General features: G+C 55.7%; 19 protein-coding genes and 3 tRNA genes. 10 read left to right on the forward strand and 12 right to left on the reverse strand.

Annotation, left to right across the window (positions count from 1 at the left end; all coding sequences use genetic code 11):
- Nucleotides 1–322 precede the first annotated feature (322 nt).
- A complete protein-coding gene (locus LVD14_RS12685; protein WP_317622722.1) occupies nt 323–1,783 on the reverse strand; it encodes a glyceraldehyde-3-phosphate dehydrogenase in 1,461 nt (486 codons plus the stop codon).
- A 154-nt stretch (nt 1,784–1,937) separates the two neighbouring features.
- Between LVD14_RS12685 and mfd the strand changes: the two genes are divergently transcribed.
- Nucleotides 1,938–5,390 (forward strand): transcription-repair coupling factor, encoded by a 3,453-nt coding sequence (mfd, locus tag LVD14_RS12690; protein WP_237134434.1) that lies wholly within the window; start codon nt 1,938–1,940, stop codon nt 5,388–5,390.
- Nucleotides 5,391–5,409: 19 nt separating this feature from the next.
- On the opposite strand, the gene LVD14_RS12695 is transcribed toward mfd, so the two are convergent.
- A complete protein-coding gene (locus LVD14_RS12695) occupies nt 5,410–6,804 on the reverse strand; it encodes an alanine/glycine:cation symporter family protein (RefSeq protein ID WP_237134435.1) in 1,395 nt (464 codons plus the stop codon).
- A gap of 166 nt (nt 6,805–6,970) precedes the next feature.
- Here LVD14_RS12695 and LVD14_RS12700 point away from each other — a divergent pair, with 166 nt between their 5' ends.
- The gene (locus tag LVD14_RS12700; protein ID WP_237134436.1) at nt 6,971–7,756 is read left to right on the forward strand and encodes a CsiV family protein; all 786 of its coding nucleotides are present in this window, start codon (nt 6,971–6,973) and stop codon (nt 7,754–7,756) included.
- A gap of 30 nt (nt 7,757–7,786) precedes the next feature.
- Here the strand turns inward: LVD14_RS12700 and LVD14_RS12705 are convergent, their stop codons facing one another.
- Nucleotides 7,787–8,554: an S-methyl-5'-thioinosine phosphorylase gene (locus LVD14_RS12705; protein WP_237134437.1), complete on the reverse strand. Its 768-nt coding sequence runs from the start codon at nt 8,552–8,554 to the stop codon at nt 7,787–7,789.
- Nucleotides 8,555–8,754: 200 nt separating this feature from the next.
- Between LVD14_RS12705 and earP the strand changes: the two genes are divergently transcribed.
- Nucleotides 8,755–9,939: an elongation factor P maturation arginine rhamnosyltransferase EarP gene (earP, locus tag LVD14_RS12710; RefSeq protein ID WP_237134438.1), complete on the forward strand. Its 1,185-nt coding sequence runs from the start codon at nt 8,755–8,757 to the stop codon at nt 9,937–9,939.
- Between the two features lie 32 nt (nt 9,940–9,971).
- Nucleotides 9,972–10,538 (forward strand): elongation factor P, encoded by a 567-nt coding sequence (gene efp, locus LVD14_RS12715; protein WP_237134439.1) that lies wholly within the window; start codon nt 9,972–9,974, stop codon nt 10,536–10,538.
- 40 nt (nt 10,539–10,578) lie between these two features.
- On the opposite strand, the gene LVD14_RS12720 is transcribed toward efp, so the two are convergent.
- The 6 genes from LVD14_RS12720 to LVD14_RS12745 all read right to left on the reverse strand — a co-directional run bounded on the left by LVD14_RS12720 (nt 10,579) and on the right by LVD14_RS12745 (nt 15,310).
- A complete protein-coding gene (locus LVD14_RS12720; RefSeq protein WP_237134440.1) occupies nt 10,579–11,268 on the reverse strand; it encodes an SOS response-associated peptidase family protein in 690 nt (229 codons plus the stop codon).
- Nucleotides 11,269–11,684: 416 nt separating this feature from the next.
- Nucleotides 11,685–11,761: transfer RNA gene (locus tag LVD14_RS12725), tRNA-Arg, on the reverse strand.
- A gap of 77 nt (nt 11,762–11,838) precedes the next feature.
- Nucleotides 11,839–11,914, reverse strand: a tRNA-His gene (locus tag LVD14_RS12730).
- Between the two features lie 21 nt (nt 11,915–11,935).
- Nucleotides 11,936–12,012: transfer RNA gene (locus LVD14_RS12735), tRNA-Pro, on the reverse strand.
- 104 nt (nt 12,013–12,116) lie between these two features.
- Nucleotides 12,117–13,514, reverse strand: coding sequence for a cysteine--tRNA ligase (gene cysS / locus LVD14_RS12740; protein WP_237134441.1), 1,398 nt, complete (start codon nt 13,512–13,514; stop codon nt 12,117–12,119).
- A complete protein-coding gene (locus LVD14_RS12745; protein WP_272907284.1) occupies nt 13,511–15,310 on the reverse strand; it encodes a glutamine--tRNA ligase/YqeY domain fusion protein in 1,800 nt (599 codons plus the stop codon). Before LVD14_RS12745 ends, cysS begins: the two co-directional genes overlap by 4 nt.
- A gap of 86 nt (nt 15,311–15,396) precedes the next feature.
- On the opposite strand from LVD14_RS12745, the gene LVD14_RS12750 reads away from it, so the two are divergent.
- Together LVD14_RS12750 and LVD14_RS12755 are read left to right on the forward strand one after the other, a co-directional pair.
- Nucleotides 15,397–15,900: a peptidylprolyl isomerase gene (locus LVD14_RS12750; RefSeq protein WP_237134442.1), complete on the forward strand. Its 504-nt coding sequence runs from the start codon at nt 15,397–15,399 to the stop codon at nt 15,898–15,900.
- A gap of 40 nt (nt 15,901–15,940) precedes the next feature.
- The gene (locus LVD14_RS12755; protein ID WP_237134443.1) at nt 15,941–16,747 is read left to right on the forward strand and encodes a UDP-2,3-diacylglucosamine diphosphatase; all 807 of its coding nucleotides are present in this window, start codon (nt 15,941–15,943) and stop codon (nt 16,745–16,747) included.
- Here the strand turns inward: LVD14_RS12755 and LVD14_RS12760 are convergent.
- A complete protein-coding gene (locus LVD14_RS12760; RefSeq protein ID WP_237134444.1) occupies nt 16,723–17,178 on the reverse strand; it encodes a DUF1289 domain-containing protein in 456 nt (151 codons plus the stop codon). The genes LVD14_RS12755 and LVD14_RS12760 overlap by 25 nt on opposite strands.
- 138 nt (nt 17,179–17,316) lie before the next feature.
- Between LVD14_RS12760 and acnB the strand changes: the two genes are divergently transcribed.
- Complete coding sequence (gene acnB, locus LVD14_RS12765; protein ID WP_317622203.1) at nt 17,317–19,911, forward strand: bifunctional aconitate hydratase 2/2-methylisocitrate dehydratase; 2,595 nt, start codon at nt 17,317–17,319, stop codon at nt 19,909–19,911.
- A 91-nt stretch (nt 19,912–20,002) separates the two neighbouring features.
- On the forward strand, nt 20,003–21,154 hold the full coding sequence (locus LVD14_RS12770; RefSeq protein ID WP_237134445.1) for an L-lactate dehydrogenase: 1,152 nt from the start codon (nt 20,003–20,005) through the stop codon (nt 21,152–21,154).
- 76 nt (nt 21,155–21,230) lie between these two features.
- On the opposite strand, the gene LVD14_RS12775 is transcribed toward LVD14_RS12770, so the two are convergent.
- A complete protein-coding gene (locus LVD14_RS12775; RefSeq protein WP_237134447.1) occupies nt 21,231–21,584 on the reverse strand; it encodes a hypothetical protein in 354 nt (117 codons plus the stop codon).
- A gap of 462 nt (nt 21,585–22,046) precedes the next feature.
- Between LVD14_RS12775 and LVD14_RS12780 the strand changes: the two genes are divergently transcribed.
- Together LVD14_RS12780 and LVD14_RS12785 are read left to right on the forward strand one after the other, a co-directional pair.
- A complete protein-coding gene (locus LVD14_RS12780) occupies nt 22,047–23,228 on the forward strand; it encodes a PQQ-dependent sugar dehydrogenase (RefSeq protein WP_237134448.1) in 1,182 nt (393 codons plus the stop codon).
- 142 nt (nt 23,229–23,370) lie between these two features.
- The gene (locus LVD14_RS12785) at nt 23,371–23,946 is read left to right on the forward strand and encodes a hypothetical protein (protein WP_237134449.1); all 576 of its coding nucleotides are present in this window, start codon (nt 23,371–23,373) and stop codon (nt 23,944–23,946) included.
- A 49-nt stretch (nt 23,947–23,995) separates the two neighbouring features.
- On the opposite strand, the gene pepN is transcribed toward LVD14_RS12785, so the two are convergent.
- Entirely contained in the window at nt 23,996–26,710 is a 2,715-nt protein-coding gene (pepN, locus tag LVD14_RS12790; RefSeq protein WP_237134450.1) for an aminopeptidase N, read from the reverse strand.
- Nucleotides 26,711–26,719 lie beyond the last annotated feature (9 nt).

The raw sequence follows: 26,719 nt of genomic DNA on the forward strand, positions 1-26,719 counted from the left end.
GCGGCCTCGCGCCGCTTTTGAGAGATGTTACCTGCACTGTCGATCTTGCGCCTTCAAGCTGGCTGGATCGTGATTCTGGACATGACGCCCAGGCTGGTCAGCGCTGGCAACCCGGTGTGGCAGCCTGGTATCGGCTGGCGCCGTGAAAACGCGCACAATTATAGAGATAAGCGGTCTGATTTACCACCGGTTTTTGAATTTTTATGAAGGCATTCAGAAGCACAACAGACAGGCGCGAACAGCGCCAAAAGGTCGGGAACGGCGGACTTCCGTCGCAGGCTGGAACCAGGGGGGCGGAGTCGCGACCCCGCCCCCGGAACCATCAGCCTTCTACCGGATAGGTCCGATAGTTGACGCCAGCCATGCGGTAAACCATGCGCACTACCTGGTTGCAGTAGCCGAACTCGTTGTCGTACCACAGGTACAGTACACAGCGATTACCTTCAACAATCGTGGCAGTTGAGTCGACAGTGGCCGCTTCCCGGGTGCCCACGAAGTCGCTGGACACTGCATCGGGATCCTGGGTATAGCTGATCTGGTTCTGCAGTGGTGAGTGCAGTGCCAGCAGTCGCAGGAACTCGTTGATCTCTTCCTTGGTCGTGCTTTTCTCCAGATTCAGCATCAGGATAGCCATCGAGACGTTGGGGACCGGCACACGAACCGCATTACCGGTCAGTTTGCCAGCCAGTTCCGGAACCGCCTTTACCACTGCCTTGGCCGCACCCGTTTCAGTCAGCACCATGTTCAGCGCCGCACTGCGGCCACGACGGTTGCCTGAATGGTAATTGTCGATCAGGTTCTGGTCGTTGGTATAGGCGTGGACTGTTTCCACGTGACCACTGACCACACCAAACTCGTCATTCAGAACCTTGAGCACTGGTGCAATGGCGTTGGTCGTGCACGATGCCGCCGTGATGATCTTGTCATCAGGCGTGATCTGCCGGTCGTTGATACCGTAAACGATGTTCTTGAGATTGCCCTTGCCCGGCGCCGTCAACATGACCTTGCTGGCACCCTTTGATTTCAGGTGTCGCGACAGGCCGGCCTCGTCGCGCCAGCTGCCTGTATTGTCGATAATCAGCGCATCATCGATGCCGTATTGCGTGTAGTCGATCTCATCCGGATTGCTGGCGTAGATGAACTGTACCTTGTTGCCGTTGCAGATCAGGCAGTTGTTCTCTTCATCAATCCGAACCGTGCCCTGGAATGTGCCGTGCACTGAGTCTGAGGTGAACAGACTGGCCCGCTTGATCAGATCCCCTTCCTTGCCAGGTCTGACGACAACAGCGCGCAGCCGCATGACTTCACCGGTACTGGTGCGCTCAATCATCAGACGCGCGATCAGACGACCAATACGGCCAAAACCGTAAAGCACTACATCCTGAGACTTCTTGCTGGGTGGGGTCTTGTCACCTACCAGCGAACCCAGTTCGGCAGCGACGTACTCATCCACAGATGGCGCCTTGTTGGCCTGCTGAAGCTCCATATATTTGACCGTGAGCTTGCCGAGGTCGATCTGGCAATGCCACAGATCCAGCTTGGCCAGTGCCATCAGCACGGGATGGGCTTCAAATTCTGACATTTCATTGCGGCCTACCTGACGCACAAATCGATGTGACTTCATGATATTGGTCACAGAGCGGTTGTGCAGCGGACGACCGTATATGAACACACCAACATTGCGCTCACTGTACAGCCGCCCCACCACAGGAATCATCTCCTGGGCCAGGGCTTCCCTTGCTTTCCAATCGCTGAAATAGTCATCCGGGCTGGGTCGGTTCACGTAAGTTACCTGTCTGTCATGTGGATTGAGTAAAGTGTGAGGGCGCATATTATCTTGTGATTGGCGCGTCGGTGCAACTTTATCCGGACTATGCCAGAATACGCCCCCAACAATCGCGCGATAAAGTCGCCCACAGCTATCCAACCTGACTCACATGGCTCCAACTCCGGTTCGTAATCCACCCATCCCAGATATTGCCCATTCCCTGGAGTGGCGTGACCTGTCAGACAGCCAGTTGTCGCTGGCTCTGGTGCATGCCGCCCGCGAGCTGGCAAAGCAGCGCTCAGCACCCCTGGTGATGCTGACCAACAGCAGTGAAGAAGCCGAGCAGTTGCGCCGCGAGCTGGTATTTTTTGCGGGCAGTGATGCCGCACTGCCAATCTATACCTTCCCAGACTGGGAGACGCTGCCCTACGACAGCTTCTCACCGCATCAGGATATCGTCTCCGAACGATTGAGCGCGCTCTATCACTTGCCTGCGATGCGCGCCGGCATTGTCATCGTGCCGATCAACAGTGTGATGCACCGACTGCCGCCAGCCGAATACGTGCTGGGCAACAGTCTGATGGTGAAAACAGGCGAGACGCTGGATACCGAATCGCTGCGTGAGCGGCTGATAGCTGCCGGCTACCAGCACGTGGACTCGGTTTACGAACACGGTGAGTTTGCGGTGCGCGGTGCCATCCTGGATATTTTTCCGATGGGCAGCAAACATCCCTACCGGATCGACCTGTTCGACGATGAGATAGAGTCACTTCGGGTTTTTGACCCGGAGACACAATTGTCTCTGGACAAAGTGGACGAAGTGCGGGTGCTGCCGGGCAAAGAGTTTCCGTTAAACGAAGCTGGCCGCACCCAGTTCCGCAAGCGCTTTCGCGAAACCTTCGACGTCGATACCCGCAACTGCAGTCTTTATCAGGACATCAGTGACGGCATCGCGGCGACTGGTGCCGAATATTATCTGCCATTGTTCTTCGACACGCTCAGCGACCTGTTTGACTACCTGCCCGAGCAATCTGTCATTGTCCGCAGTCGCCAGCTTGAGCAGCCTGCGCAACGCTTCTGGCAGGATATCGAAACGCGCTATGAGGATAGACGTTACGACCGGCAGCGCCCGGTTCTGTCGCCGGCAGAGGTGTTTCTGACACCAGAGGAAGTATTCCGGCACATCAAGCCATTCGCCACCATAACGCTGGAAGCGGCCGCCCCGTCGATGTTTCCTGAGTTGGACAATAACCCTCAGGCATCCCACCCGATGCAGGCGCTGCAACACTTTCTGGCTGATCATCCCAGACACAGAGTGCTGTTCTGTGCCGAAACAGCTGGCCGACGCGAGGTCTTGACCGAACTGCTGCGCACTGTTCCGCTGCCAGTTCAGGAGGTAGACGGCTGGCAGGCATTCGCCGACAGTCAGATATCGCCCGCGATTACCGTCGCCTCGCTGGACAAAGGCCTGATCCTGCCGGATCAGCAGCTCATCATGATCACCGAGACGCAGCTGCTGGGCCGCAAGATCGCTCAGCGCCGTCGACGTCAGCGTAAAGCGCAGGACAACACCGATTTTATTATCAAGAGTCTGACCGAGCTGCGTCCTGGCGCGGCGGTTGTGCATCTCGATCATGGTGTTGGCCGCTATGTGGGCCTGCAGAACCTGACCATTGAAAATGAGCAGACTGAGTTCCTGACACTGGAATATGCCAACGCCGCCAAGCTGTATGTGCCTGTCGCCAACCTGCACCTGATCAGTCGCTACGGCGGCACTGATCCGGAGCTGGCACCACTGGATACACTGGGCAGCGACACCTGGCAGAAAAACAAGCGCAAGGCGGCTGAAAAGATTCGCGACGCTGCCGCTGAATTGTTGGATATCTACGCCAAACGCGAGTCCAAAAAAGGCTTCCCCTACCGGGTTGATGATATCGACTACCAGCAATTTGCCGACACCTTCCCGTTTGAAGAAACGCCAGATCAGCTGGATGCCATCAACGGTGTGATTGCAGACATGCAATCGGCACGCGCCATGGATCGGCTGGTTTGCGGTGATGTGGGTTTTGGTAAAACAGAAGTTGCCATGCGCGCCGCCTTTATTGCGGTACAGAACAACAAACAGGTGGTGATGCTTGTCCCCACTACTCTGCTTGCACAGCAGCATTTTGAAAGTTTCCGCGACCGCTTTGCCGACTGGCCTGTCACCATTGAACTGATCTCACGATTTCGCAGCGGCAAGCAACAGGAAGAGACCCTGAAACGCATCGCCGATGGCAAGGCCGACATAATCGTTGGCACCCACAAGCTCTTACAGAACTCGATCAAGTATAAAGATCTGGGCCTGCTCATCATCGACGAAGAACATCGATTTGGTGTTCAGCAAAAAGAGCGCATCAAGGCTCTGCGCGCAGAGGTCGACATACTGACCATGACGGCAACACCCATCCCGCGCACACTGAACCTGGCCATGTCGGGCGTACGGGATCTGTCGTTGATAGTAACGCCACCCGCCAAACGCCTGTCAGTTAAAACCTTTGTGCGCGAACACCAGGACAGTCTGGTCAAGGAAGCCATTCTGCGTGAGCTTTTGCGAGGCGGCCAGGTCTTCTACCTGCACAACGAAGTGAAAACTATCGAGCGTACCGCAGAGCAGCTTCGTGAACTGGTGCCAGAAGCGCGTGTGTCTGTGGCTCACGGCCAGTTGCCCGAGCGCGAACTGGAAAGCATCATGGCCGACTTTTACCACAAGCGGCACAATATTCTGGTTTGTTCGACCATCATCGAAACCGGCATCGACATACCCAATGCCAACACCATTATTATTGACCGTGCAGACAAATTGGGCCTTGCACAGCTGCATCAGTTGCGTGGCCGCGTCGGACGATCACACCACCAGGCCTACGCCTATCTGTTGACGCCGCCTCCCAAGGCTCTGAGCACCGACGCCCAGAAACGCCTGGAAGCCATCATCGCGGCCAGCACGCTGGGTGCCGGTTTTACACTGGCCAGTCACGATCTGGAGATACGTGGTGCGGGTGAAATACTGGGCGAAGAACAGACCGGCCATATGCAGAAGATTGGTTTTACACTGTACACCGAAATGCTGGACGAAGCCGTCAAGGCCATGCGGGAAGGACGCACGCCCAATATTGATCTGGTGTTGCAAAGTGGCAGTGAAATCAATCTGCGCGTCCCGGCACTGATACCGGACGACTACCTGCCGGACATCCATACCCGGCTGATTATGTACAAGCGTATTGCCGGCGCTGAGGATGATGATGAGCTGCGGGATCTGCAGATCGAAATGATCGACCGCTTTGGTCTGCTGCCGGAGCCGGTAAAGATTCTGTTGTCGGTGACACAGCTGAAATTACGTGCCGAGGCTTATGGTATAAGCAAGATCGACGCCAGCGCCCAGACCGGCCGCATTGTGTTTGGCCAGCACACCAAAGTCGACCCCTTATCAATCGTTCAGCTGATCCAGAAACAAAGCCGCATCTACAAAATGTCCGGCCCAACCCAGCTGGGATTCACGCATGGCCAGGAAAAAGCTGCCGCGCGCATTGAGTTTATCAACAAGACACTGGATCAGCTGCGGCTCAGCTCCGATAAACGCTGAGCCCTGCTCCGCTGAGTACCTATGCCGAGCGGTCGGATTGCTGATCAGCGTCTTTGTTCATACCCGCAAAGTAAGTGCGTGCGGCCGCCATTACCCTGGGTGCCAGAATGAAGGTGGAGACCATGGTCGGTATCGCCATCAAGGCATAGGCACTGTCAATCAGCCCGAAGACTGCCTCCAGTGGCGCGATGGCGCCAAGCACCACAAGCAGTATGTAGAAGTAGCGGTAGTGATGCTGATGCTGGGCACCAATCAGGAAACCAAGACACTTGGCGCCGTAATACCAGAATGTGAACATGGTGCTGGATGCGAATATCAACACAACAAACGAAACCACATAGGCACCCAGTCTACCTGGCAGCACTTCGGCAAATGCCATCGCAGTCAGACTGACGCCGTCGGCATCACCACTTTCCCAGACACCGGTCAGCAATATCACCAGCGCAGTGCAGGTGCAGACAATCAGTGTATCGATCACCGGCCCCATCATGGCGACCAGCCCCTCCCGCACAGGTTCTGTGGTCTTGGCTGCGCCGTGCGCCATTGATTCAGTACCAATACCCGCCTCATTGGAGAACGCGCCACGCATTACACCAATGGTGATGACGCCGACCAGACCACCGCCAACCGATGCCGCACTGAAAGCGTCGGTGACAATCAGCAGCAGGTAACGCGGCAGCTCAGTGATATTGGCGACCAGCACCAGCAAGGTCATGCTCATGTAAAGCAGAACCATGGCCGGCACCAGGCGCACAGCCGTGTAACCCACACGCTGAATACCACCAAAAATCACACCGCCGACCAGTGCTGCGGCAAGCAGCCCAAACACAAGATTGAAGACAAAAGGCTCAGCTGGATCGACCAGCCCTGCGGGCACAAAGACCATCTCACGCACCACCTGGGTCAACTGATTGATCTGCACCGAAGGCAGTGTTCCGAACAGCCCGGCCAGTGCGAACATCACCGCCAGCCAGCGCCAGCGCGGCCCCAGCCCCTCGCGAATGACATACATGGGACCACCCTGAATGTGGCCGTTGCTGTCGGGTCCGCGATACATGACAGCCAGTGTGCAGGTGAAAAACTTGGTAGCCACACCTACTACTGCCGTCACCCACATCCAGAACACGGCGCCAGGTCCACCGATACCAATGGCCAGGGCCACACCGGCGATGTTGCCCATACCCAGCGTTCCGGACAGCGCGGCTGCCAGTGCCTGGGCATGGCTCAGGTCACCAGGATCATCGTCTTTGTCGTATTTGCCGCGCAGGATGGCAATCGCGTGGCCAAAATAACGGTAGGGCTGAAACCGACTGTAAAAGGCAAAGAACAGTCCACCACCCACGACCAGGAAAATCAGCGGCATTCCCCACAGGAATCCGGACAGGGCCTGCAGGCTCTGTGCAAGTGCGTCCATGTTGTTCTCCGTTTTATGTTCGGGCACTGCTAACGGAGCTTAACAGCTCACCGCAGCGCTGTCCTGCCCGATTGACCCTGGCCCGGCGCTTTACATTGACTCCGCCAGGGCCCTGCGCAAGAATACCGAATTCTACGTTACGGCACCTGCATCTGGATCCCGACGCATGTCTCACGCATTAAACTTATTACGACTGCCAATTATGACAATGGGCTTGCTGGCCCTGACATTGCTGGCATCACCCTCTGACTCAATGGCGCAGAGTGGTGAACGCTGGTATCAAGTGGAAGTGACGCTGTTCCTGCACGAAACTGGCAATTTTGATGAGGAGAACTGGCTGCAGGAAGAAGCGTACTTTGCTGTGCCGGGGAACGCCCGCGCCCTGTCATCCATGCTGGACGTGCTTACACTGACAGACTGGGACCGGCTGGCCGATGCGCCATTGGCGCTGGCGAACAGCGAAGGTGCGGAAGCAGCGGTACAGCAGCGCAATGCGGATGAAGCATTTCGCCTGCCTGACCTTAGCCGTGACGCGTTTCTGCAATTACCAGTTGAACAGCACGATTTCCGGCAGACCAATCAGGCACTGGAACGCGCGTCGGGATACAGAGTGCTTTATCATGCCGCCTGGCGTCAGCCGATGACGCAGGCCAGTCGTGCAACGCCCATCATCATCAATGGTGGTCGGCAGTTTGGTGAAACCGCGCATGAACTGCAGGGCAGCCTGAGGCTTTTCTTCAATCGCAATGAGACGCGTGTCGTGCTGGAATCGGCTCTCTGGTTTAATCAGTTTGCCGGTGAGAACATCACCCGCCGTATCCCGGTGCAAAGTTCACGCGACATGCGAAGCAATGAATTTCACTATCTGGATCATCCGGTGGTAGGCATTCTGGTTCAGGTGTTTCCTTACGAAGTACCGCCGGCCGTTTCGTTGGCGAATCCGCAGTTCTGAGCAGCCCCCTTTTTCGTTTGACAGGCAGTGTCAGTTTTCTGCAGCAACAGCCAGAACGATTTGCTGGATACGATCCATCCCCTCGGAAAGTACCTGCCGAATCCCGTCCATGGTAATGACTTCATCCGTAATCCCTGCTGCCCAGTTGACTGACAGCGCCAGGCACGCGTACGGCAGGCCGATTTCTCTGGCCAGAGCCGCTTCCGGCATGCCGGTCATTCCCACCAGATCACAACCATCCTGTGCAAGGCGCCTGACTTCTGCCGGGGTCTCCAGTCGTGGCCCCTGGGTGGCGCCGTAAACACCACCGGCGATTGCTGACAGGCGCAGCTTGCCCGCAGCATGCAGAATCAGTGTCTGCAGGTCGTCGTCATAGGGTCGGGTAAAATCAATATGCGCTACCGTCGACGTAAACTGGTCGGGTGACAGCAGCCCCGTCTGATCGCCGTCAAAAAAGGTATGATCACGACCCCATGTGTAATCAATGATCTGGTCAGGAAGTACAATAACACCTGGCGCCATTTTTTCCGAGATACCACCCACCGCGTTAACGGCAATGACGCCTGACACATTCAACTTATGCAGGGCGAATATATTTGCCCTGTAGTTGATTCTGTGCGGTGGCAGCACATGGCCTTCACCATGTCGGGGAAGAAACACCAGCTCCCTGCCATTTTCCAGTGTTGCCACTGATACAGAGACCGGTACCTGTTGATAGGGTGTCGACACCTGTTCGCGGCGAAGCTCCCGCAACCCTGTCAGGGAATTTAGCCCACTCCCGCCAATAACCGCCAGCATGCCCCTGTACTCCTCAGTAAATTTGCCGGCAAGTATAAACGCAGACGGGCAATTGTGGCGACCACCGTCAGTTACTGGCTGGTCGGGCGGCATTGTCAATAGGAATCAGGAGTGCCAATATTTGCGTACTGCAGGTTCGTGTCAGACAACACAGGCTGGTTAATACAGTGTCACATCTTTCTTCCAGGACATGCTGGTCCGTGTTCTGCCGCATCATCGACAATTTTGGTGATATTGGCGTGAGCTGGCGGTTATGCCAGCAGTTGGCAACTGAATATGGGTTTGTCGTTACGCTGTGGGTTGATGACTGGCGAGCGGCGATGCGTTTTCTTGATCCGCTGCTGGGCAGTGAACCCGATATCGCGTCCCAGGCACTGCAATTGCAGGGCGTCTGCATTCGTCACTGGCCAGAAGATGAACAGTCATGTGTCGAAGCAGCCCAGGCGGCGGTCATTGTCGAAATGTTTGGTTGTGAGCTGCCGGAAACGACCCTGCGGAGCATGGCTGCGCAACAACCTCACCCCTGCTGGATCAATCTCGAATATCTCAGTGCCGAAGACTGGGTTGCGGAATTGCATGGACTGCCTTCTCCACAGACCATTCAGGGCGCCGATCAGACAGTCACGCTGCAAAAACAGTTTTTCCTGCCCGGATTTACTGACAACACCGGCGGCCTGCTTCGCGAGCGCCCACTGATTACGCAACATCAGACCTGGCAGAACGAGCAGGAAGTTCTGCGTGACAAGCTCAACAATGCCTACGGCCTGGACAGCAACCCCTCATTGTGGCTATCACTGTTCTGTTACTCGGGCAACTCGCTGGCAAACCTTGTCGAAGCCCTCATTCAGGATGCGGAACCTGCGGTTTGTATTATCCCGACCGGCAAACTGGCGAATCAGCTGGCCAGCGAGCTTGGCCTATCCAGCGAACCGGCACCTGGCAAATACCTGACCCACGGCAACATTCAGTTTATTGTTCACCCCTTTGTCAGCCAGGCGGACTATGACCGGCTGCTGAGCATCTGCGACATCAACATCGTTCGCGGCGAAGACTCCTTCGTCCGCGCCCAGTGGGCCGGCAAACCCTTGCTGTGGCACATCTACCCGCAGGATGATGGCGTGCATCTGGACAAACTGCAGGCTTTTCAGTCCCTCTACGCTGGTGAGGCAGGCCCGGCCAAATCAGGGGCAGAGGCAGCAGCGCTGGCCTGCTGGCAGGCGCTGAATTTTCGATGGAATTGTGGTGACGGAATTGAAAATTTGTGGCATGATCTGCGCCCCCACCTTCCGGCGCTACACAGCCATGCCCGGAACTGGCAGCAAAAACTGGCAGAGTTGCCCGATCTGACCTCAAGTCTCGTGCGCGCTACAGGCTTTGCAACTTAACCCGATTGTTTTGCCTTACAGAGTGTTTAACTATGAAAACCGCTCAGGAAATCCGTGCCGGACAGGTCATCATGATTGACGGCTCACCCTGGAAAGTTCAGAAGAACGACTTTCATCGCGCTGGCCGCGGCTCTGCCGTCAACAAGATGAAACTGAAGAACCTGCTCAACGGTGTTGCCACCGAGACTGCGTTCAAATCTGACGACAAACTGGAACAGATCGTCCTGGAACAAAAGGAAGTTACCTACTCCTACTTCGCCGACCCCATGTATGTCTTCGTGGACAGCGACTACGAGCAGATCGAGATCGAGAAAGACGATCTGGAAAACGTCATCGACTTCATTGAAGATGGCATGGAAGATGTCTGCCAGGCCGTATTTTACAATGGCAAGGTGATCTCCATTGATCTGCCTAAAACCATTGTTCGCGAAATCGCCTACACTGAGCCTTCTGCTCGCGGTGACACAACAGGCAAAGTCATGAAGACCGCTCGACTGAAGTCCGGCTACGAACTGAAAGTATCCGAGTTCTGCGACATCGGCGACCTGATCGAAATCGACACCATCGCCTGTGAATACAAGGCACGCGTCAAGCGTTGATCTTTATGCAGAATTGAGGGGCCCGATGGGCCCCTCAATTCTAATCCTCTGGCAATAACTTCTTACTGTTGCCAATCGGGCGCCAGGTAGATGGCCTGTCGATTGGTGTCGCAACCAGCGGCGCGCGCAATTTGGGCTCCAGCAGACAGCGAAACTGCTCAACATCTTTTTCTCCTCTATCCAGCCAGGGGTCCATCACATCAGTTTGTGTTGGCAGCAGCAAAGGCATGGATTTAGGATGCACATGCGTTTTCCAGTAGGCGTCGTGCAATGGCGGCAAGGTAATAATGCTGACTGACAGCGCCGTTTCTCCAGTGTCTTTGTTCACCCACTCACGACACAGTCCCCCGAACGCCAGCGCCCCTTCCGCGGGTTCCAGCTTGTGGTAAGTCTTGCTGTCTCCCAGCCCCTCCACAAAGGCGGAAGCAGGGATTATGCAGCGTGACTCGCGGTAGGGTTTAAAGCCGGCCGCGCGGGGCTCATCAAGTTTGTCAGAGCGGGTATTAAAAGACGCGTACTTGTAGTTGGGCTTCAAGGTCGCGGGATCCAGCAGCAGCCACCAGGTGGCGTCGCTGACGATACGTTCACCACCCACTTCGCGGATGATGCTGACGGTTGCGCCTGGAGCAATGTCTGGAGAGAAGCGGAAGCCTTTGCCGAGATCAACGCCTAGTAGCGTGAGAAGAGCTCTTACTTCGAGGCTGTCGACGATGTTGTAGCGTCCGCACATGGGTGGGGTCCTGTGGGGGTATTGGGTGATAGGGAGTATACGTGAGATTGGGGGGGTTGAGGGGACGGAGGGATTTAGCGGGCTAAATTCCTCCGTCCCCTTAAACCCGAATTGGAGCTTCCGGCACCAGCCGTCGCGGGACAGATCTCGGCTAGAAGCTTCCAGCATCACGATCAGCGGGACAGTCCTCGGGTACACCCTCGCTCCTTGTCCCGCTACTCCTGATGCCTCGATGGACGAAGGTGCCTGTTGCGGCCCATTCCAGGCAGTGCTTTCGGAGGTGGGAGCGTGAGCGACGAAAACCTGAGGAGGAACACTCCCACCTTCGGAAGCACTGTCGGTAGGTGCGGCAGGTTCTCGTCCTGCCGGGCATAGCAAATAAAAAAGGGCCACCCTGCGGGTGACCCTTTTTGATTTGGCGCGCCCGGCAGGACTCGAACCTGCAACCCTCGGCTTAGAAGGCCGATGCTCTATCCGGTTGAGCTACGGGCGCGGAACTGGTCCTGCCGCGGCAGATACTGGTTTGCTGGGGCAGCACTGGCGGAGTATTACCCGCCAGGCTTTTGAATATGGGGTGGCTGATGGGGCTCGAACCCACGACAACCGGAGTCACAGTCCGGGGCTCTACCAACTGAGCTACAGCCACCATAAATCCGCGGTAAAAAAGTGGTCGGGGTAGAGAGATTTGAACTCCCGACATCCTGCACCCAAAGCAGGCGCGCTACCAGACTGCGCTATACCCCGACAATCGCCTATTGTCAGATCGTCGTTTTACAGACGTCCCCCAACCGCGAGGACGGCATAATACTCATGCGGGCCGTCTCCGTCAACGATTGATTGCAGTGAATCTACCTTTCTATGCGCCAGCGGCTGCCATCGGTCCCGTCTTCGACAACCACCTTCATTTCATTGAGCCGATCGCGGATTTGATCGGCCAGCGCCCAGTCCTTGTCCGCACGGGCCTGCTTGCGTTGAGCGATAAGCGATTCTATCAATTCGGCGTCAACCTGATCCTCGCCACGACGCAGGAACTGCTCGGCAGAGCCTTGCATCAGCCCCATTACCCCGGCCAGTTTCAGCATCAGCTTGCCCAGCCTGGCAGCCTGCGCCGGTTCGGTCTCCTTGACTCGGTTTATCTCTCTGGCAATATCAAACAGCACGCTGATTGCCTCAGCAGTGTTGAAGTCGTCATTCATCGCCTCCCGGAACGATTTCTCGAACTGGCTGTTGACGAGATCGTTGGCATGGTCGGTGTCCAGACCCCGCACCGCAAGGTACAGACGCTCCAAAGCAGAGGCTGCCTGATCAAGTCCTTTATCCGAGTAATTGATAGGACTGCGATAGTGGCTGGCGACCAGCAGATAACGGACAACATCGGCCGGGTAGCGCTGCAACACATCACGAATAGTGAAAAAATTGCCCAGCGACTTGGACATTTTTTCATTATCGACACGAACTGCTCCGTTGTGCATCCAGTAGCTGGCAAAGTGTTTTCCGGTCGCCGCCTCTGACTGAGCAATTTCATTTTCGTGATGAGGGAACATCAGATCGCTGCCGCCGCCATGTATGTCAAAACTGTCACCCAGGCAGCAGGTGGACATGGCAGAGCACTCGATGTGCCAGCCCGGACGACCATATCCCCATGGCGAGTCCCAGCCCACCTCTTCGTCGCTGGCGGCTTTCCAGAGAGCAAAGTCACGTGGGTCACGCTTCAGCTCACCCACTTCGATTCGCGCGCCGGCCAGCAGCTCTTCCGGATTCTTGTTGGAGAGTTTGCCGTAAGCTTTGAACTGACTGATTGCATAATACACATCGCCGTTCTCCGCCCGATAAGCGTAGTCAGCGGCAATCAGGCGTTCGATCATGCTGATGATTTCACCGATGTGCGCAGTCGCCCTGGGCTCCTGATCGGGTGGCTGTATAAACAGTGCGGCTTCATCCTCATGCGTCGCTTCGATAAAGCGCTCAGTCAGATCCGCAAAGTATTCTCCGTTCTCTTTTGCGCGCCTGAGAATCTTGTCGTCAATATCGGTGATATTGCGGACATAGGTAACCTGATAACCGCAGTAACGGAAATAACGCTGGATTACGTCAAAGGCCACCAGCATTCGCGCATGGCCAATATGTGCATAGTCGTAGGTGGTCAGACCACAGACGTACATGCGGACCTTTCCGGCTTCGGCCGGATTGAACACTTCCTTGCGTCGGGTCAGCGTGTTGTAAAGCGTAATCTCAGGTAAAGTCATCCGTTCTGTTTTCCCCATGAGTCCCGCAGACTCACTGTGCGATTGAATACCAGTCTGTCAGGCCGGCTGTCGTGGCGATCCACACAGAAATACCCTTCCCTTTCAAACTGAAAACTGGCTTCCGGTGCCGCAGACGCCAGTGACGGCTCCACGAGGCAGCCAGTCAGGATCTGCAGCGAGTCAGGGTTCAGGCTGTTCTTGAAGTCTCCGAGCGATTTATCGTCCGGATTCTCATTATTGAACAGTCTGTCATAAATCCTGACTTCGGCAGCTAATGCGGATTCCGCTGGCACCCAGTGAATCACACCCTTGACCTTGCGTCCTTCCGGGTTCTTGCCAAGCGTATCCAGGTCCGCATGGCAGTGGAGCTCAACAACCTCACCACTGTCATCGGTAATAACTTCGTCGCAGCGGATGACATAGGCACCGCGCAGACGGACCTCGCGCTCGGGGCTCAGACGTTTGAACCCCGGCGGCGGCACCTGCTCAAAATCACTGCGGTCAATGTAAAGCGTTTTACCAAACGGAATTTCACGGTGCCCCATGTCATTCTTGGGATGGCATGGCAGTGACAGCGTTTCCTGTTTATCGTCTGGATAGTTGGTCAGAGTCACCTTTAACGGCCGCAGTACACACATGGCTCTGGGTGCATTGGTATCAAGATCATCGCGAATGCTGTGCTCCAGCATGCCAACATCAACAATGCTCTCACTGCGACTCATGCCGATAATGTCGCAGAAATGACGAATCGCGGCCGGCGTATAACCACGCCGGCGCAGACCCGAAAGCGTGGGCATACGCGGATCATCCCAGCCTGAAACCAGGCCCAGCTCTACCATTTCCTTCAATTTACGCTTGCTCATCACGGTGTAGTTGATGTTCAGGCGTGCGAATTCGGTCTGCTGGGGCAGTACGTAGTGCTCATCAGCGCCCATATTGCCCAGTGCATGGCAGGCCTTTCGCAATGACTCCGGTTCCAGATTAACCAGAATCCAGTCGTAAAGCGGACGATGATCCTCAAATTCAAGCGTGCACAAGGAATGTGTGATGTGCTCCAGCGCATCGGAAATACAGTGCGCGTAGTCATACATCGGATAGACATTCCAGCTGTCTGCCGTCTGGTGGTGGCGCAGTTTGCGGATTCGGTAGATTACCGGGTCACGCATATTGATATTCGGCGATGCCATATCAATCTTCGCGCGCAGGCTGTGCTCGCCATCAGCGAACTCGCCTGCCTGCATGCGCTGGAACAGGTCCAGGTTTTCGTCAACACTGCGCTCGCGATAGGGGCTGTTGCGACCCGGCTCGGTCAGGGTGCCGCGATACTCGCGAGCCTCATCGGGTGTCAGGCTGCACACATAGGCCTTGCCATTGCGGATCAACTGCAAAGCAAAATCATACAGGTGCTGAAAATAAGACGAGGTGTAACGTACTTCGCCGTTCCACTCAAATCCCAGCCACTCAATGTCAGCCTTGATGGCATCGATGAACTCCTGGCTTTCCTTGGCCGGGTTGGTATCGTCAAAACGCAGGTTGCAGGCCGCTCGGGCACGATCCTTAAACTGCTGTGCCAGACCAAAGTTCAGGCAGATGGACTTGGCATGTCCGATATGCAAAAAGCCGTTGGGCTCAGGTGGAAAACGCGTCTGCACCCGACCATTGTGTTTGTCCAATCCCAGATCCTGCTCGATCATGTGGCGAATGAAGTGCGACGGCGACTTTCCGGCGGCTTCTGCGGAATTGTGGCTCTTGTCAGCGTTTCCGTGCTTAGCGTTTGGCGGGCTGCTTGCGGTCATAGTGGCGAATCTGCTTTCTCGAAGGACATAAAGTCATTATTATAGCGGCTCTGACCATTAAGCAGAACCGACGAGTAGCGTGAATTATGATTGTTTTTAAGACCAACTACGGTGATATTCAGATCGAACTGGATTTCGACAAGGCCCCTGCCTCCGCGGCCAATTTCCTGAAGTACGCCCGCGACGGCTTTTATGACGGTACCATCTTCCACCGCGTCATCGACAACTTCATGATTCAGGGTGGTGGATTCACTTCAGGCATGAGCCAAAAGGACAACGGCAGCCCCATCCAGAATGAAGCTGACAATGGCCTCAGCAACGATGTTGGCACTGTCGCCATGGCGCGCACTTCCGACCCTCACTCTGCCACATCCCAGTTTTTTATCAACGTTGCCGACAATGGGTTTCTGAATCACAAGAACAAGACTCCACAGGGCTGGGGTTATGCAGTATTCGGCAAGGTGACTGACGGCATGGATGTGGTTAATCGCATCAAGGCCTGTCGCACTGGTTATGTTGCCGGTCATCAGGATGTGCCGCTGGACGAAGTAATCATCACCAGCACCGAGGTCACCTACCCGGAGTCGTGATACGCTCGACCAGGAAATAATAATTATCCCAGGGAATGCTATGACTGACGTACAGGCAAGCCATGAGCAGCCAAACGGTGACCAGCCCGGCAAAAAAACGCTGTTCATCTCGGATCTGCACATAGAAACCCCGGAAGGTCCCATCATCAATACCTTTCTGCAGCTGCTGAAAACGCGGGCAAAGGGTTGCGATGCCGTCTATATTCTGGGAGATCTGTTTGAGGCCTGGATCGGCGACGACGACGAAAACCCGGCCGCCGACAAGGTGGCCAGCGCCCTGAGCGCCCTGGCGGGAGACGGTACCCGGATATTCCTGATGCATGGTAACCGCGACTTCCTCATTGGTGAGGATTACGCACGTCGCTGTGGTGCCAGCATCCTGCCGGATCCCACCATCATAGATTGTTATGGCCATAAAGTGGCATTGATGCATGGCGACAGTCTATGTACGCGCGACACTGCCTACATAAAGTTTCGCGAACAGTTGCGTGATCCCAAATGGCAGCAGAATTTTCTGGCGCGACCACTGCTGGAGCGCCTGATGGTTGCGCAGCAGATGCGCCAGCAAAGCAAGGAGGCCAACAGCAACAAGGCCTCCGACATCATGGATGTCACCCACGAGGAAGTGGTCCGTCAACTGGATAAACTTCAGGTCAACCTGCTGATACACGGGCACACACACCGCCCCGGCATCCACACCATCCGTTTACCCGATCCGATAAATGGCCGCGATGAAGCACACCGCATTGTGCTTGGCGCCTGGGACCAGAAAGCCTGGGTACTGGAATTTACGCCGGATGGCTATGAGCTGAAGCCACTGCCTCACGTCACCAGCTCTGGGAAGTAGCGCATTTGATGCGCCTCGCAAAGCAGCAATAGCTGGCTGTCCATCTCCTCAGCCAGCTGCGCAGGCGACAGTTGCTTGAAGTCATCGCGCACTTCCACGCCAAATTCGGCAAAGTCTGTTACTGCCTGATGACGCTTTTTCAGCAGGTTGTGCAACCAGCAGCTCGGTGACAGGGTCGCGTTGTAGGGCACACCGTGACGTTTAAGGCCCATGGCCAGCGTGCTGGGCGAGCGGATAATAAAGCGCGTTTCCACAATGGGCTGGATCAATTGCTCCAGCCGATCAACAACAGCCTGCTTCTGACTCTGAGTGAAGGCATTCCATTCAATGACCTCAAAGGCAAAACGCTTGCATCCACGGCAGATGGTATCGCCCACTGATGTTGTGGAGCAGATGCCAATACACGGGGTTTTAACGGGCTGTTCAGGCATTAAGTGATCCTGTCATCGAGTTATGCGGTATCTTGCAAGTGACTGCGAACTGGAAATTTTCTGCATTTTACACTAAAATCGTGGCCCATTTTTCACCGCTTACCCTATTTGTTTCACCATTACCTGAAGGGGATTACTGTGTTAGAAGCCTATCGTAAACACGTGGCCGAACGGGCTGAACTGGGTATCGTGCCCAAACCTCTGGATGCGGCGCAGGTTGCCGAGCTGGTTGAGTTGCTGAAAGTACCGCCAGCTGGCGAAGAAGACTTTATCCTCGATCTGATTACCAATCGCGTCCCTGCGGGTGTGGACGAGGCAGCTTATGTTAAAGCCGGATTTCTGTCGGCCATCGCCAAGGGTGAAGCCACATCCCCTCTGATCGACAGGAAGCACGCGGTAAAACTGCTGGGCACCATGCTCGGCGGCTACAACATCACCACGCTGGTGCAACTGCTGGACGATGCCGATCTGGCCGAAGCAGCCGCTGAAGAGTTGAAACACACCCTGCTGATGTTTGATGCCTTTCATGACGTTGAAGAAAAAATGCAGGCCGGCAATGCCCACGCCAAAGCACTGATCGAGTCCTGGGCGGAGGCCGAATGGTTCCTGAACCGTCCCGAAGTCCCCAAAAAGCTGACTGCCACTGTTTACAAGGTCCCCGGCGAAACCAATACCGATGACCTGTCGCCTGCTCCTGATGCCTGGTCCCGTCCGGATATCCCGTTGCATGCGCTGGCCATGTACAAGATGCCTCGCGAGGGCGTCACCAATGCAGCCGAACAGATTGCCGAGCTGAAGAAAAAAGGTCACCCGGTGGCACTGGTCGGCGATGTGATGGGTACCGGCTCGTCACGCAAATCCGCCACCAACTCTGTGCTGTGGAATATCGGCAATGATATCCCCTACATTCCCAACAAGCGTGATGGTGGTATCTGTATTGGCGGCAAGATTGCTCCAATTTTCTTCAACACCATGGAAGACGCCGGCGCCCTGCCCATCGAGTGCGATGTGGACAAGATGGAAACCGGTGATGTCATTGACATCTATCCCTATGAGGGCAAAGTACTGAAGCATGGCAGCGACGAGCTGGTATGCGAATTCGAATTAAAAACCGATGTACTGCTGGACGAAGTTCGTGCCGGCGGCCGGATTCCTCTGATTATTGGCCGCGGACTGACGGATAAGGCACGCACAGCGCTGGGCCTGCCGCATTCGACTGTATTCCGCAAGCCCTTCACCGTGGCTGACTCCGACAAAGGCTTTACGCTGGCTCAAAAAATGGTCGGCAAAGCCTGTGGTGCCAAGGGCGTTCGTCCGGGCAGCTACTGCGAGCCCAAAATGACCACGGTCGGCTCTCAGGACACCACCGGTCCGATGACTCGCGACGAGCTGAAAGATCTGGCCTGTCTGGGCTTCTCTGCCGACCTGGTGATGCAGTCCTTCTGTCACACGGCGGCTTACCCCAAGCCCGTCGATATCGATACCCAGCACACACTGCCTGATTTCATCCAGACCCGCGGTGGTGTAGCGCTGCGCCCGGGTGATGGCATCATTCACAGCTGGCTGAACCGCATGCTGTTGCCTGACACCGTGGGCACCGGCGGCGACTCGCACACCCGCTTCCCGATTGGCATTTCCTTCCCGGCCGGTTCCGGTCTGGTGGCCTTTGCTGCCGCCACCGGCGTCATGCCGCTGGATATGCCGGAATCCGTGCTGGTGCGCTTCAAGGGAGAGATGCAGCCTGGCATTACTCTGCGGGATCTGGTCAATGCCATTCCCTACGCTGCCATTCAAAGTGGTGACCTGACGGTCGCCAAGAAAGGCAAAAAGAACATTTTCTCCGGCCGTATCCTGGAGATCGAAGGTCTGCCAGATCTGAAAGTCGAGCAGGCCTTCGAACTGTCAGATGCATCGGCGGAGCGTTCTGCCGCAGGTTGTACCATCCGCCTGGGCAAAGAACCCATCATTGAATACTTCAAGTCCAATATTGCCCTGCTGCGCTGGATGATCAGTGAAGGTTACGGCGATCCTCGCACCCTGGAGCGTCGTGCGCAGGCCATGGAAGCCTGGCTGGAAGATCCGCAGTTGATGGAGCCGGACGCCGATGCCGAGTACCACAAGATTATCGAAATCGATCTCAATGAGATCAAAGAACCGCTGCTGGCCTGCCCGAACGATCCGGACGACGTCAAAACGCTGTCTGATGTGCAGGGCGCCAAAATCGATGAGGTGTTTATCGGCTCCTGTATGACCAACATCGGTCATTTCCGCGCCGCCAGTGAAGTGTTAAAGCAGGTCAAGGGCACATTGCCAACGCGTCTGTGGGTGTCTCCTCCCACCAAGATGGACCAGCACCAGCTCACCGAAGAGGGCATTTACAGCGTCTTTGGCGTCGCCGGCGCACGGACCGAGATGCCCGGCTGCTCGTTGTGCATGGGCAACCAGGCGCGAGTGGCACCCAACTCAACAGTGATTTCAACCTCAACCCGTAACTTCCCCAACCGCCTGGGCGATGGTGCCAATGTGTATCTGGCCTCATCCGAACTGGCGGCTGTGGCGGCAGCGCTGGGCAAGATACCAACCATGGAGGAATATATGTCCTACATGGGTGAGGTGAAGACCATGTCGGATAGCATTTATCGCTATCTGAACTTCAATGAGATCAAAGAGTACATGGAAGCAGCGGAGCGTCAGAAGGCGATTCCGGTCACCAACGTGGTTGAGGTTGCCTGAGCGTAGCCACTGCCAGCAACACCATGCGCCAGAGCGCACAGAATGACTGTGCCTCTGGCGATGTCTTAATGATCCACCATCAGGGGGCAATATGGTTGCTGTAACGGTTTCCGACTACCGCCGGGCTGCCCGGCGGCGATTGCCACCTCTTTTTTTCGAGTATCTGGACGGCGGCTCCTACAGCGAGCTGACCCTGGCGCGCAATGTCGCCGACATGCAGGCACTGGCGCTGCGTCAGCGTGTCATGTGTGATGTCTCCGAACTGTCCACTGAAGTTGAATTGTTTGGCCAGAAACTGGCCCTGCCACTGGCACTCGGGCCTATCGGGTTTGCCGGTATGTTTGCGCGACGCGGAGAAGTGCAGGCTGCAAAAGCGGCCGCCCGCGCCGGCGTACCATTCTGTCTCTCGACAGTGGGAATCTGCAGTGTAGAAGAAGTCACCCGGGAGGCTCCCGTCCCGCCCTGGTACCAGCTTTACATGATCCGTGATCGCGGTTACATGGAGCAGCTTCTGCAGCGGGTTGCCGCCTGTGGGTGCCCGGTTCTGGTGTTTACCGTGGATCTGCCGGTAGCCGGCGCCCGCTACCGTGATGTGCATTCCGGCATGTCATCCGCGCCCGGTCTGATGACCAGTCTGCGGCGGGTCTGGCAAGGCGTCACGCACCTGCGTTGGCTCTGGGATGTACAGCTCAATGGTCGCCCCCACGTATTTGGCAATATTGTTGATGCGGTGCCCGATAATAGCGGCTTCGGCTCGTTCGCTGGCTGGGTTCAACGCAACTTCGATCCGACCGTAACCTGGGATGACATCGCCTGGGTTCGCGAGCGCTGGAAAGGCCCCATCGTGATCAAGGGAATTCTGGACCCGGAAGATGCGCGATCTGCTATCGCGGCTGGAGTCGACGGGCTGGTCGTGTCAAATCACGGTGGGCGTCAACTGGACGGCGTCCCCGCCAGTGTCACTGCCCTCCCCGATATTGTCGAAATTGTTGATGGCAAAATACCCGTACTGATGGACGGTGGCGTCCGGTCCGGGCTGGATGTCTTGCGGGCCCTGGCGCTGGGTGCCGATGCCTGTCTGCTGGGAAGAGCCTGGGCTTATCCGCTGGCTGCTGGCGGTGAGCAGGCAGTGGCAAAGATGCTCAGCCTGCTGCGCGCCGAACTCAAGGTCGCCATGTCACTGACCGGTTGTACCGATGTGCGCAAGGCCGGCCGGGAGCTGCTGGTTCAGCGAAAACTCTGATGTAATGCACGACACCGTGTCTGGAAACCTGTTGCTCTGCAGACTTACCCAGACAGCGGTGCCGCGCATAACCCTGTCAGCGGCGCTCGACCCAGTGATCGACTACGACGCCATCTTTAATTTCCAGAGCCAGTGTTTCGGTTTCTTCGCGCTCCACGTCAATGTGGAACAGCAGGAACAGACCGATCTCTGACTCAGACGACTGCGTATTGCGATAACGCCACACTTCCGAACCGTCGTCGTAGCGGGAAACGCGATCCGGGCTGCCAAATGTCTGCCTGATCCACTCGCTTTCTGTTTCACCTGTCACCAATCGTTCCCGGTCCGCCGAATGCCACTGTGTCTGTGACTGGCTCTGTTTGGAATCCACTACAAACAGACATCCCATCAGCCCAGAACACAGTACTGCCACGCCCAATAATTTCCACATAGTCCCTCCAGAATCCCTGTTCTTTTTTCACTGTTGCCAACAGCTTTATTGCTGCCCCGGTCAAGGTGGATAAAGCAGATTTCATGCCAGCGCAAAAAAGAAACATAGATAATTGATTTTTATATACATTTATTTTCAAACTCAAAAAGTCATGTGGCCAATTACACAACTTGATCGTTTTAGCCACCATCTGTTGGTGATAAATGCCACCAAATCATTGCCGACTGCGCGACCGCTTCAGGTACCAGCCTGGAGTGTCAATGCCAGCAGACAGGACACGGCGTGCGATAGACACGTCAGATGGACATGACGCTCTGGCGGACTGATCCTATACTTGCTGCGATGAACGCCGCCTTAACCGGCACTTCAAGGACCCGTCCTTTAAAGCAGGAATTTTTTATGACGCGATTAGCCAGCCTACTTAAACAAACCATAGCGCCGTCCGTAATGGCTTGCGCTCTGATGACTGCATCACTGCATGTCACCGCACAAAACGAAATCATCCGTGGCGAAATCCCCGCCATGCCAGAGATTACCTGGATCGAGTCACCAGAGGGTTATCAGGTCGAAGAATTTGCCAGCGATCTTCAGGTAGTCTGGACCATTCGTTTTACACCGGATGGCGAGCGTATATTCGTCACAGAGCGCCCCGGCCGTGTCCGCATCCTGTCACCCGATGGCAGCATGCAGCCTGAACCATGGCTTTCTCTGGAAGATCAGATTTTTTTCCAGGGCGAGAGTGGCCTGACCGGACTGGCCCTGCATCCGGACTACCCCGCCGTGCCCTGGGTTTACGTTATGTACACCTATATGAGCGATGAGGGCCCGTACAACCGCATCAGCCAATTTACAGAAGTCGACGGCAAGGCCGGTGAAGAAACCATCCTGTATGACAAGCTGGCCGCGCAGGCACGAGGCGGCAGTCACAGCGGCGGCACCCTGCAGTTTGGTTCCGATGGCATGCTGTATGTGGCTACCGGTGATGCTTTCGAACGACAGCGCTCAAATGATCTTGAAGATCTGAGCGGTGCGGTGCTGAGGATTACACCAGAGGGTGAAGTGCCAGCTGATAATCCCTGGCCGGACAACCCCATCTGGGCACACGGCATGCGCAATCCACACGGCCTCAGCTGGCAACCTGGCACCGGCAAGTTGTTCACCGGCGATCATGGTCCAACCGGCGAAGACCAGCTGATGGCACATGATCGCATCGTGGTTCTGGAAGGCGGTCGACATCACGGTTGGCCTGTAGGTGTAGGTGCCATGAACTCACCGGATTATGTTGACCCTATTCTGACTTTTATACCGTCGTCTCCACCGGGCGACGTGCTGTTCTATACCGGTGATCTGATGCCAGAACTGAAAAACAACCTGTTTGTGTCGGTGCTGGGTTTTCAGCCCCAGGACCGCCAGAACCTGATGCGTATCAAGTTTGAGGATCCTCAGGACCCCTCGCGCCCGACAGCAATTGAACGCTGGTTCAATGACGGCGCCGGCAACAGTGTCTATGGTCGCTTGCGCGCGCTGGCAATTGGCCCTGATGGCGCTCTTTACGTGGGCACCAGCAATCACGATGGACGGCAGATGACTGCAGAACAGCGCGAGCAGCCCGACCGCATTCTGCGTATAACGCCTGCCAACTAAACGCATCCCCGACCTTCCCACTGCGTGTGGCTGGCGTCACACGCAGTGAAATTTCACAAATTGTCTATTGACCTCATGTCGCACGAATTGTTATCCATCAACCGTGGAATTCATTCTATGCGTATTTAACAGGAGGTTAGCCATGAAATTCCATTCACCTGTCATTGCATCCGCTGTTCTTGGCCTGGGAGTCGCCTGTGCGGCCAGCGCAGCCGATCGACCCGTGCCATTATATGCTGAAGGAACCGGTGAACTGACCGTCCCCATGGCGGATGTCAGTGGCACACCGGGCCACTTTCAGGACATCAAACTGGTGCCTGCTGGCGAAGACCTGTGGGAGCTTACTGAGTTCAAGGAAGGCAAATTGCTGGACGTCATCACTGAAGTGACGGCCGTTCAGAGTAACGAAACTCCTGCGCAGGTGCTGCTGCGTATAGATGGTCAGTTTCCCACTGGATGCGGTCAGATTGGTTACGTCCGCGAGACACGCTCTGATAATCAGATCAACGTCAGCATCTTTTACCTGAACGACCTGTGGTTGGAGAATCCGGCCGTTGTGCTGTGTACCCAGGCAGTCAGACCCTTTACAGAAGTTATACCACTGTCCGTTTACGGCCTTGAAGCCGGCACCTACACCTACGAGGTTAACGGTGAGTTCAGCGGGCAGTTCACCTTGCAGCAAGACAACGTCATCCCGGCCGACACAACCGCGCCCTGATCATGACATTGTCTGACTGTGCCGAAAATTGCCGGTTACCAAAAGCCTGTTAAAGGCTTTTGGTAACCACTTCGTACACATCCTTGGACAGGTCGGCCTGGCTGGCAATGCGTTGCAGCTGGGCCTTCATCAATGGCTGGCGATCAGCGTCGTATCGGCGCCAGCGCGTCAGCGGCGTCAACAGTCGCGCAGCAATCTGGGGATTGAGCCTGTCCAGAGTGATAACCTGATCAGCAAGGAATCGATAGCCTTCTCCATCAATCTGATGGAAATTGACCGGATTGCCGTTGCAGAACGCGCCAATGACTGCTCGCACCTTGTTCGGGTTACGGATATCAAACGCGGCATGCTTCATCAGCGCTTCAACCCGCTGCAGTGCGCCAGCGCGGGTGGCCGTAGCCTGTATGGTGAACCACTGATTCACGACCAGCGATTCATGGCGCCACTTGTCATAGAACGCGGCAAGTGCCTTTTCGCGGATTTCATCAATGCCAGTCTGCTCGCCATTGACCAGCAGCCGCAGCGCCATATCGATATCCGTCATATTGCTGCTCTGTTCAAACTGCGCGTGACAGATCCGCAGGGCTTCTTCACCCTTGCCACCCTGCAGGCGCATCAGATACGCCAGGCACAGGTTCTTCAGTGCACGGCGGGCGATGGCATCTGCTGTTGGCTGATACGGCTCATCAGACTGACACAAATGATAAAGCCGGGCGAAGGAAGTGGCATGTTCAATGGCCAGTGTATCGGCAAGCGCCTCACGGACAGCATGGATACCGTCCACATCGATCGTTTCATACTGTTCGGCCAGGTAGGCCTCAGAGGGTAACGCGAGAATCCTGGCAACCATGGCCTGATCCAGCTCCATGACACTTTCCGCATCGCTGATGGCCGCCGCAAGAATATCACCATAGGCCTTGATCAGACGCTGATCCGGCGTGGCCGACTTCTCCTTCTGCCGGGCAGAGAGCAGATCATCAATCACACCCGTGGCCAGTTCCTGCGCTGCATTCCAGCGATTGAAGCCATCGGTATCGCGTGTCATCTGAAACAGCAGCTGATCACGCGTGTATTCAAATTTCAGTTTGACCGGCGCTGAAAAACCGCGCAGCAAAGACGGGAAAGGCTGCTGCGAGAGACCGACAAATTCAAAAATCTGCTCTTCTTCTGTGACATCGAGTACAAGTTCGTCTGCTGGCTGCTGATCGGTAGCTTTCAGGCGCAGCGGAAGGTGCTGTCCCTGATCGTCCAACAGTGCAATACGGAGTGGAATGTGGAATGCCGGCTTGTCTGCACATTCGGGAGTTGGCGGGCAGCTCTGCCGCACGGTGAGGCTGTAGACCTCACTCTCTGCATCATAGGCACCAGAGACACTCAGCACGGGTGTGCCGGCGTAACTGTACCAGCGCCGGAACTGCGTAAGGTCGACGCCGCTGGCATCTTCCATGGCTTTTACAAAATCTTCGGTCGTAACTGCCTGACCGTCGTGACGCTCGAAGTAAAGATCAGATCCTTTGCGGAACATCTCCGGCCCCAGCAGCTCACGTATCATACGCACCACTTCTGCGCCTTTTTCGTAAATGGTCAGCGTATAGAAATTGGAGATCTCCATATAGGAGTCGGGTCTCACAGGATGTGCCATCGGGCTGGCATCTTCAGCAAACTGCAAAGTGCGCAAGAAGCTGACATCCTCGACCCGTTTGACGGTCCGTGATCCCATGTCTGCAGAGAACTCGGCATCCCGGAAAACAGTAAAGCCTTCTTTCAGACTTAGCTGGAACCAGTCGCGGCAGGTGACGCGATTGCCAGACCAGTTATGGAAATACTCGTGAGCAACAACGGCTTCCACACGCTGGAATGCCGTGTCCGTAGTGGTCGACGCATTGGCCAGCACACAGGAGGTATTAAAGATGTTCAGTCCCTTGTTCTCCATGGCCCCCATATTGAAGTCGTCGACGGCAACGATCATGAAAATGTCCAGATCGTATTCTCGGCCATACACGTCCTCATCCCAGCGCATTGCATTCTTCAGTGACTGCATGGCATGGTCACACTTGTCCAGATCCTTTTCTTCAACAAAGATACGCAGGTCAATTGTGCGGCCAGAGCAGGTAGTGAACGTATCATCAATTGACTTGAGGTCACCGGCTACCAGCGCGAACAGATAGCAGGGTTTACGGAACGGATCCTCCCAGGTCACCCAGTGCCGACCATCAGGCAATTCTCCGCGCGCGATATCGTTGCCGTTCGACAACAGAACCGGATACTTTGTCTTGTCCGCAACGATAGTTGTGACAAAGCTGGACATCACATCAGGGCGGTCCAGGTAATAGGTGATCTTGCGAAAACCCTCGGCCTCGCACTGTGTGCAGAACATACTGCTGGAACGATAAAGTCCTTCCAGACTGGTGTTCTCCTGCGGCCGGATGCGGGTTTCGATGGCCAGCTCAAACGACGCATCACTGTCTCCCGCCAGGAGTCTGTCCAGTGACAGCAGCGTCAGCGTCTCGTCTTCCAGTTGATAGGCATCCTGGGTCAGCTGCCGGCCATTGATGGCGACCTTCAGCAGCTCCATGTCCTGCCCGTTCAATGTCAGGTTTTGCTCACTGCTGTCTCCACATTCCGGGTTTCTGCGCATGGTCAGCTGTGACTTTACCAGCGTTTCATTATCACCCAGTTCGAATCGCAGTTCGGTTCTGTCAATCAAAAACGGCGGCAGCTGATAGTCCTTCAGATAGACGGTACGCGACTGTGCATCTCTCATGGTGTTTCA

The sequence above is a fragment of the Pseudohongiella sp. O18 genome, from assembly GCF_021729085.1.
Taxonomy (GTDB): domain Bacteria; phylum Pseudomonadota; class Gammaproteobacteria; order Pseudomonadales; family Pseudohongiellaceae; genus Pseudohongiella.

Bases quoted from the DNA above. Each gene is read 5' to 3' on its own strand.
- mfd (WP_237134434.1), top strand. From the start codon at position 1,938: ATGGCTCCAACTCCGGTTCGTAATCCACCCATCCCAGATATTGCCCAT.
- LVD14_RS12695 (WP_237134435.1), bottom strand. From the start codon at position 6,804: ATGGACGCACTTGCACAGAGCCTGCAGGCCCTGTCCGGATTCCTGTGG.
- LVD14_RS12700 (WP_237134436.1), top strand. From the start codon at position 6,971: ATGTCTCACGCATTAAACTTATTACGACTGCCAATTATGACAATGGGC.
- LVD14_RS12705 (WP_237134437.1), bottom strand. From the start codon at position 8,554: ATGCTGGCGGTTATTGGCGGGAGTGGGCTAAATTCCCTGACAGGGTTG.
- efp (WP_237134439.1), top strand. From the start codon at position 9,972: ATGAAAACCGCTCAGGAAATCCGTGCCGGACAGGTCATCATGATTGAC.
- LVD14_RS12720 (WP_237134440.1), bottom strand. From the start codon at position 11,268: ATGTGCGGACGCTACAACATCGTCGACAGCCTCGAAGTAAGAGCTCTT.
- cysS (WP_237134441.1), bottom strand. From the start codon at position 13,514: ATGACTTTACCTGAGATTACGCTTTACAACACGCTGACCCGACGCAAG.
- LVD14_RS12745 (WP_272907284.1), bottom strand. From the start codon at position 15,310: ATGACCGCAAGCAGCCCGCCAAACGCTAAGCACGGAAACGCTGACAAG.
- LVD14_RS12750 (WP_237134442.1), top strand. From the start codon at position 15,397: ATGATTGTTTTTAAGACCAACTACGGTGATATTCAGATCGAACTGGAT.
- LVD14_RS12755 (WP_237134443.1), top strand. From the start codon at position 15,941: ATGACTGACGTACAGGCAAGCCATGAGCAGCCAAACGGTGACCAGCCC.
- LVD14_RS12760 (WP_237134444.1), bottom strand. From the start codon at position 17,178: ATGCCTGAACAGCCCGTTAAAACCCCGTGTATTGGCATCTGCTCCACA.
- LVD14_RS12770 (WP_237134445.1), top strand. From the start codon at position 20,003: ATGGTTGCTGTAACGGTTTCCGACTACCGCCGGGCTGCCCGGCGGCGA.
- LVD14_RS12775 (WP_237134447.1), bottom strand. From the start codon at position 21,584: ATGTGGAAATTATTGGGCGTGGCAGTACTGTGTTCTGGGCTGATGGGA.
- LVD14_RS12780 (WP_237134448.1), top strand. From the start codon at position 22,047: ATGACTGCATCACTGCATGTCACCGCACAAAACGAAATCATCCGTGGC.
- LVD14_RS12785 (WP_237134449.1), top strand. From the start codon at position 23,371: ATGAAATTCCATTCACCTGTCATTGCATCCGCTGTTCTTGGCCTGGGA.
- pepN (WP_237134450.1), bottom strand. From the start codon at position 26,710: ATGAGAGATGCACAGTCGCGTACCGTCTATCTGAAGGACTATCAGCTG.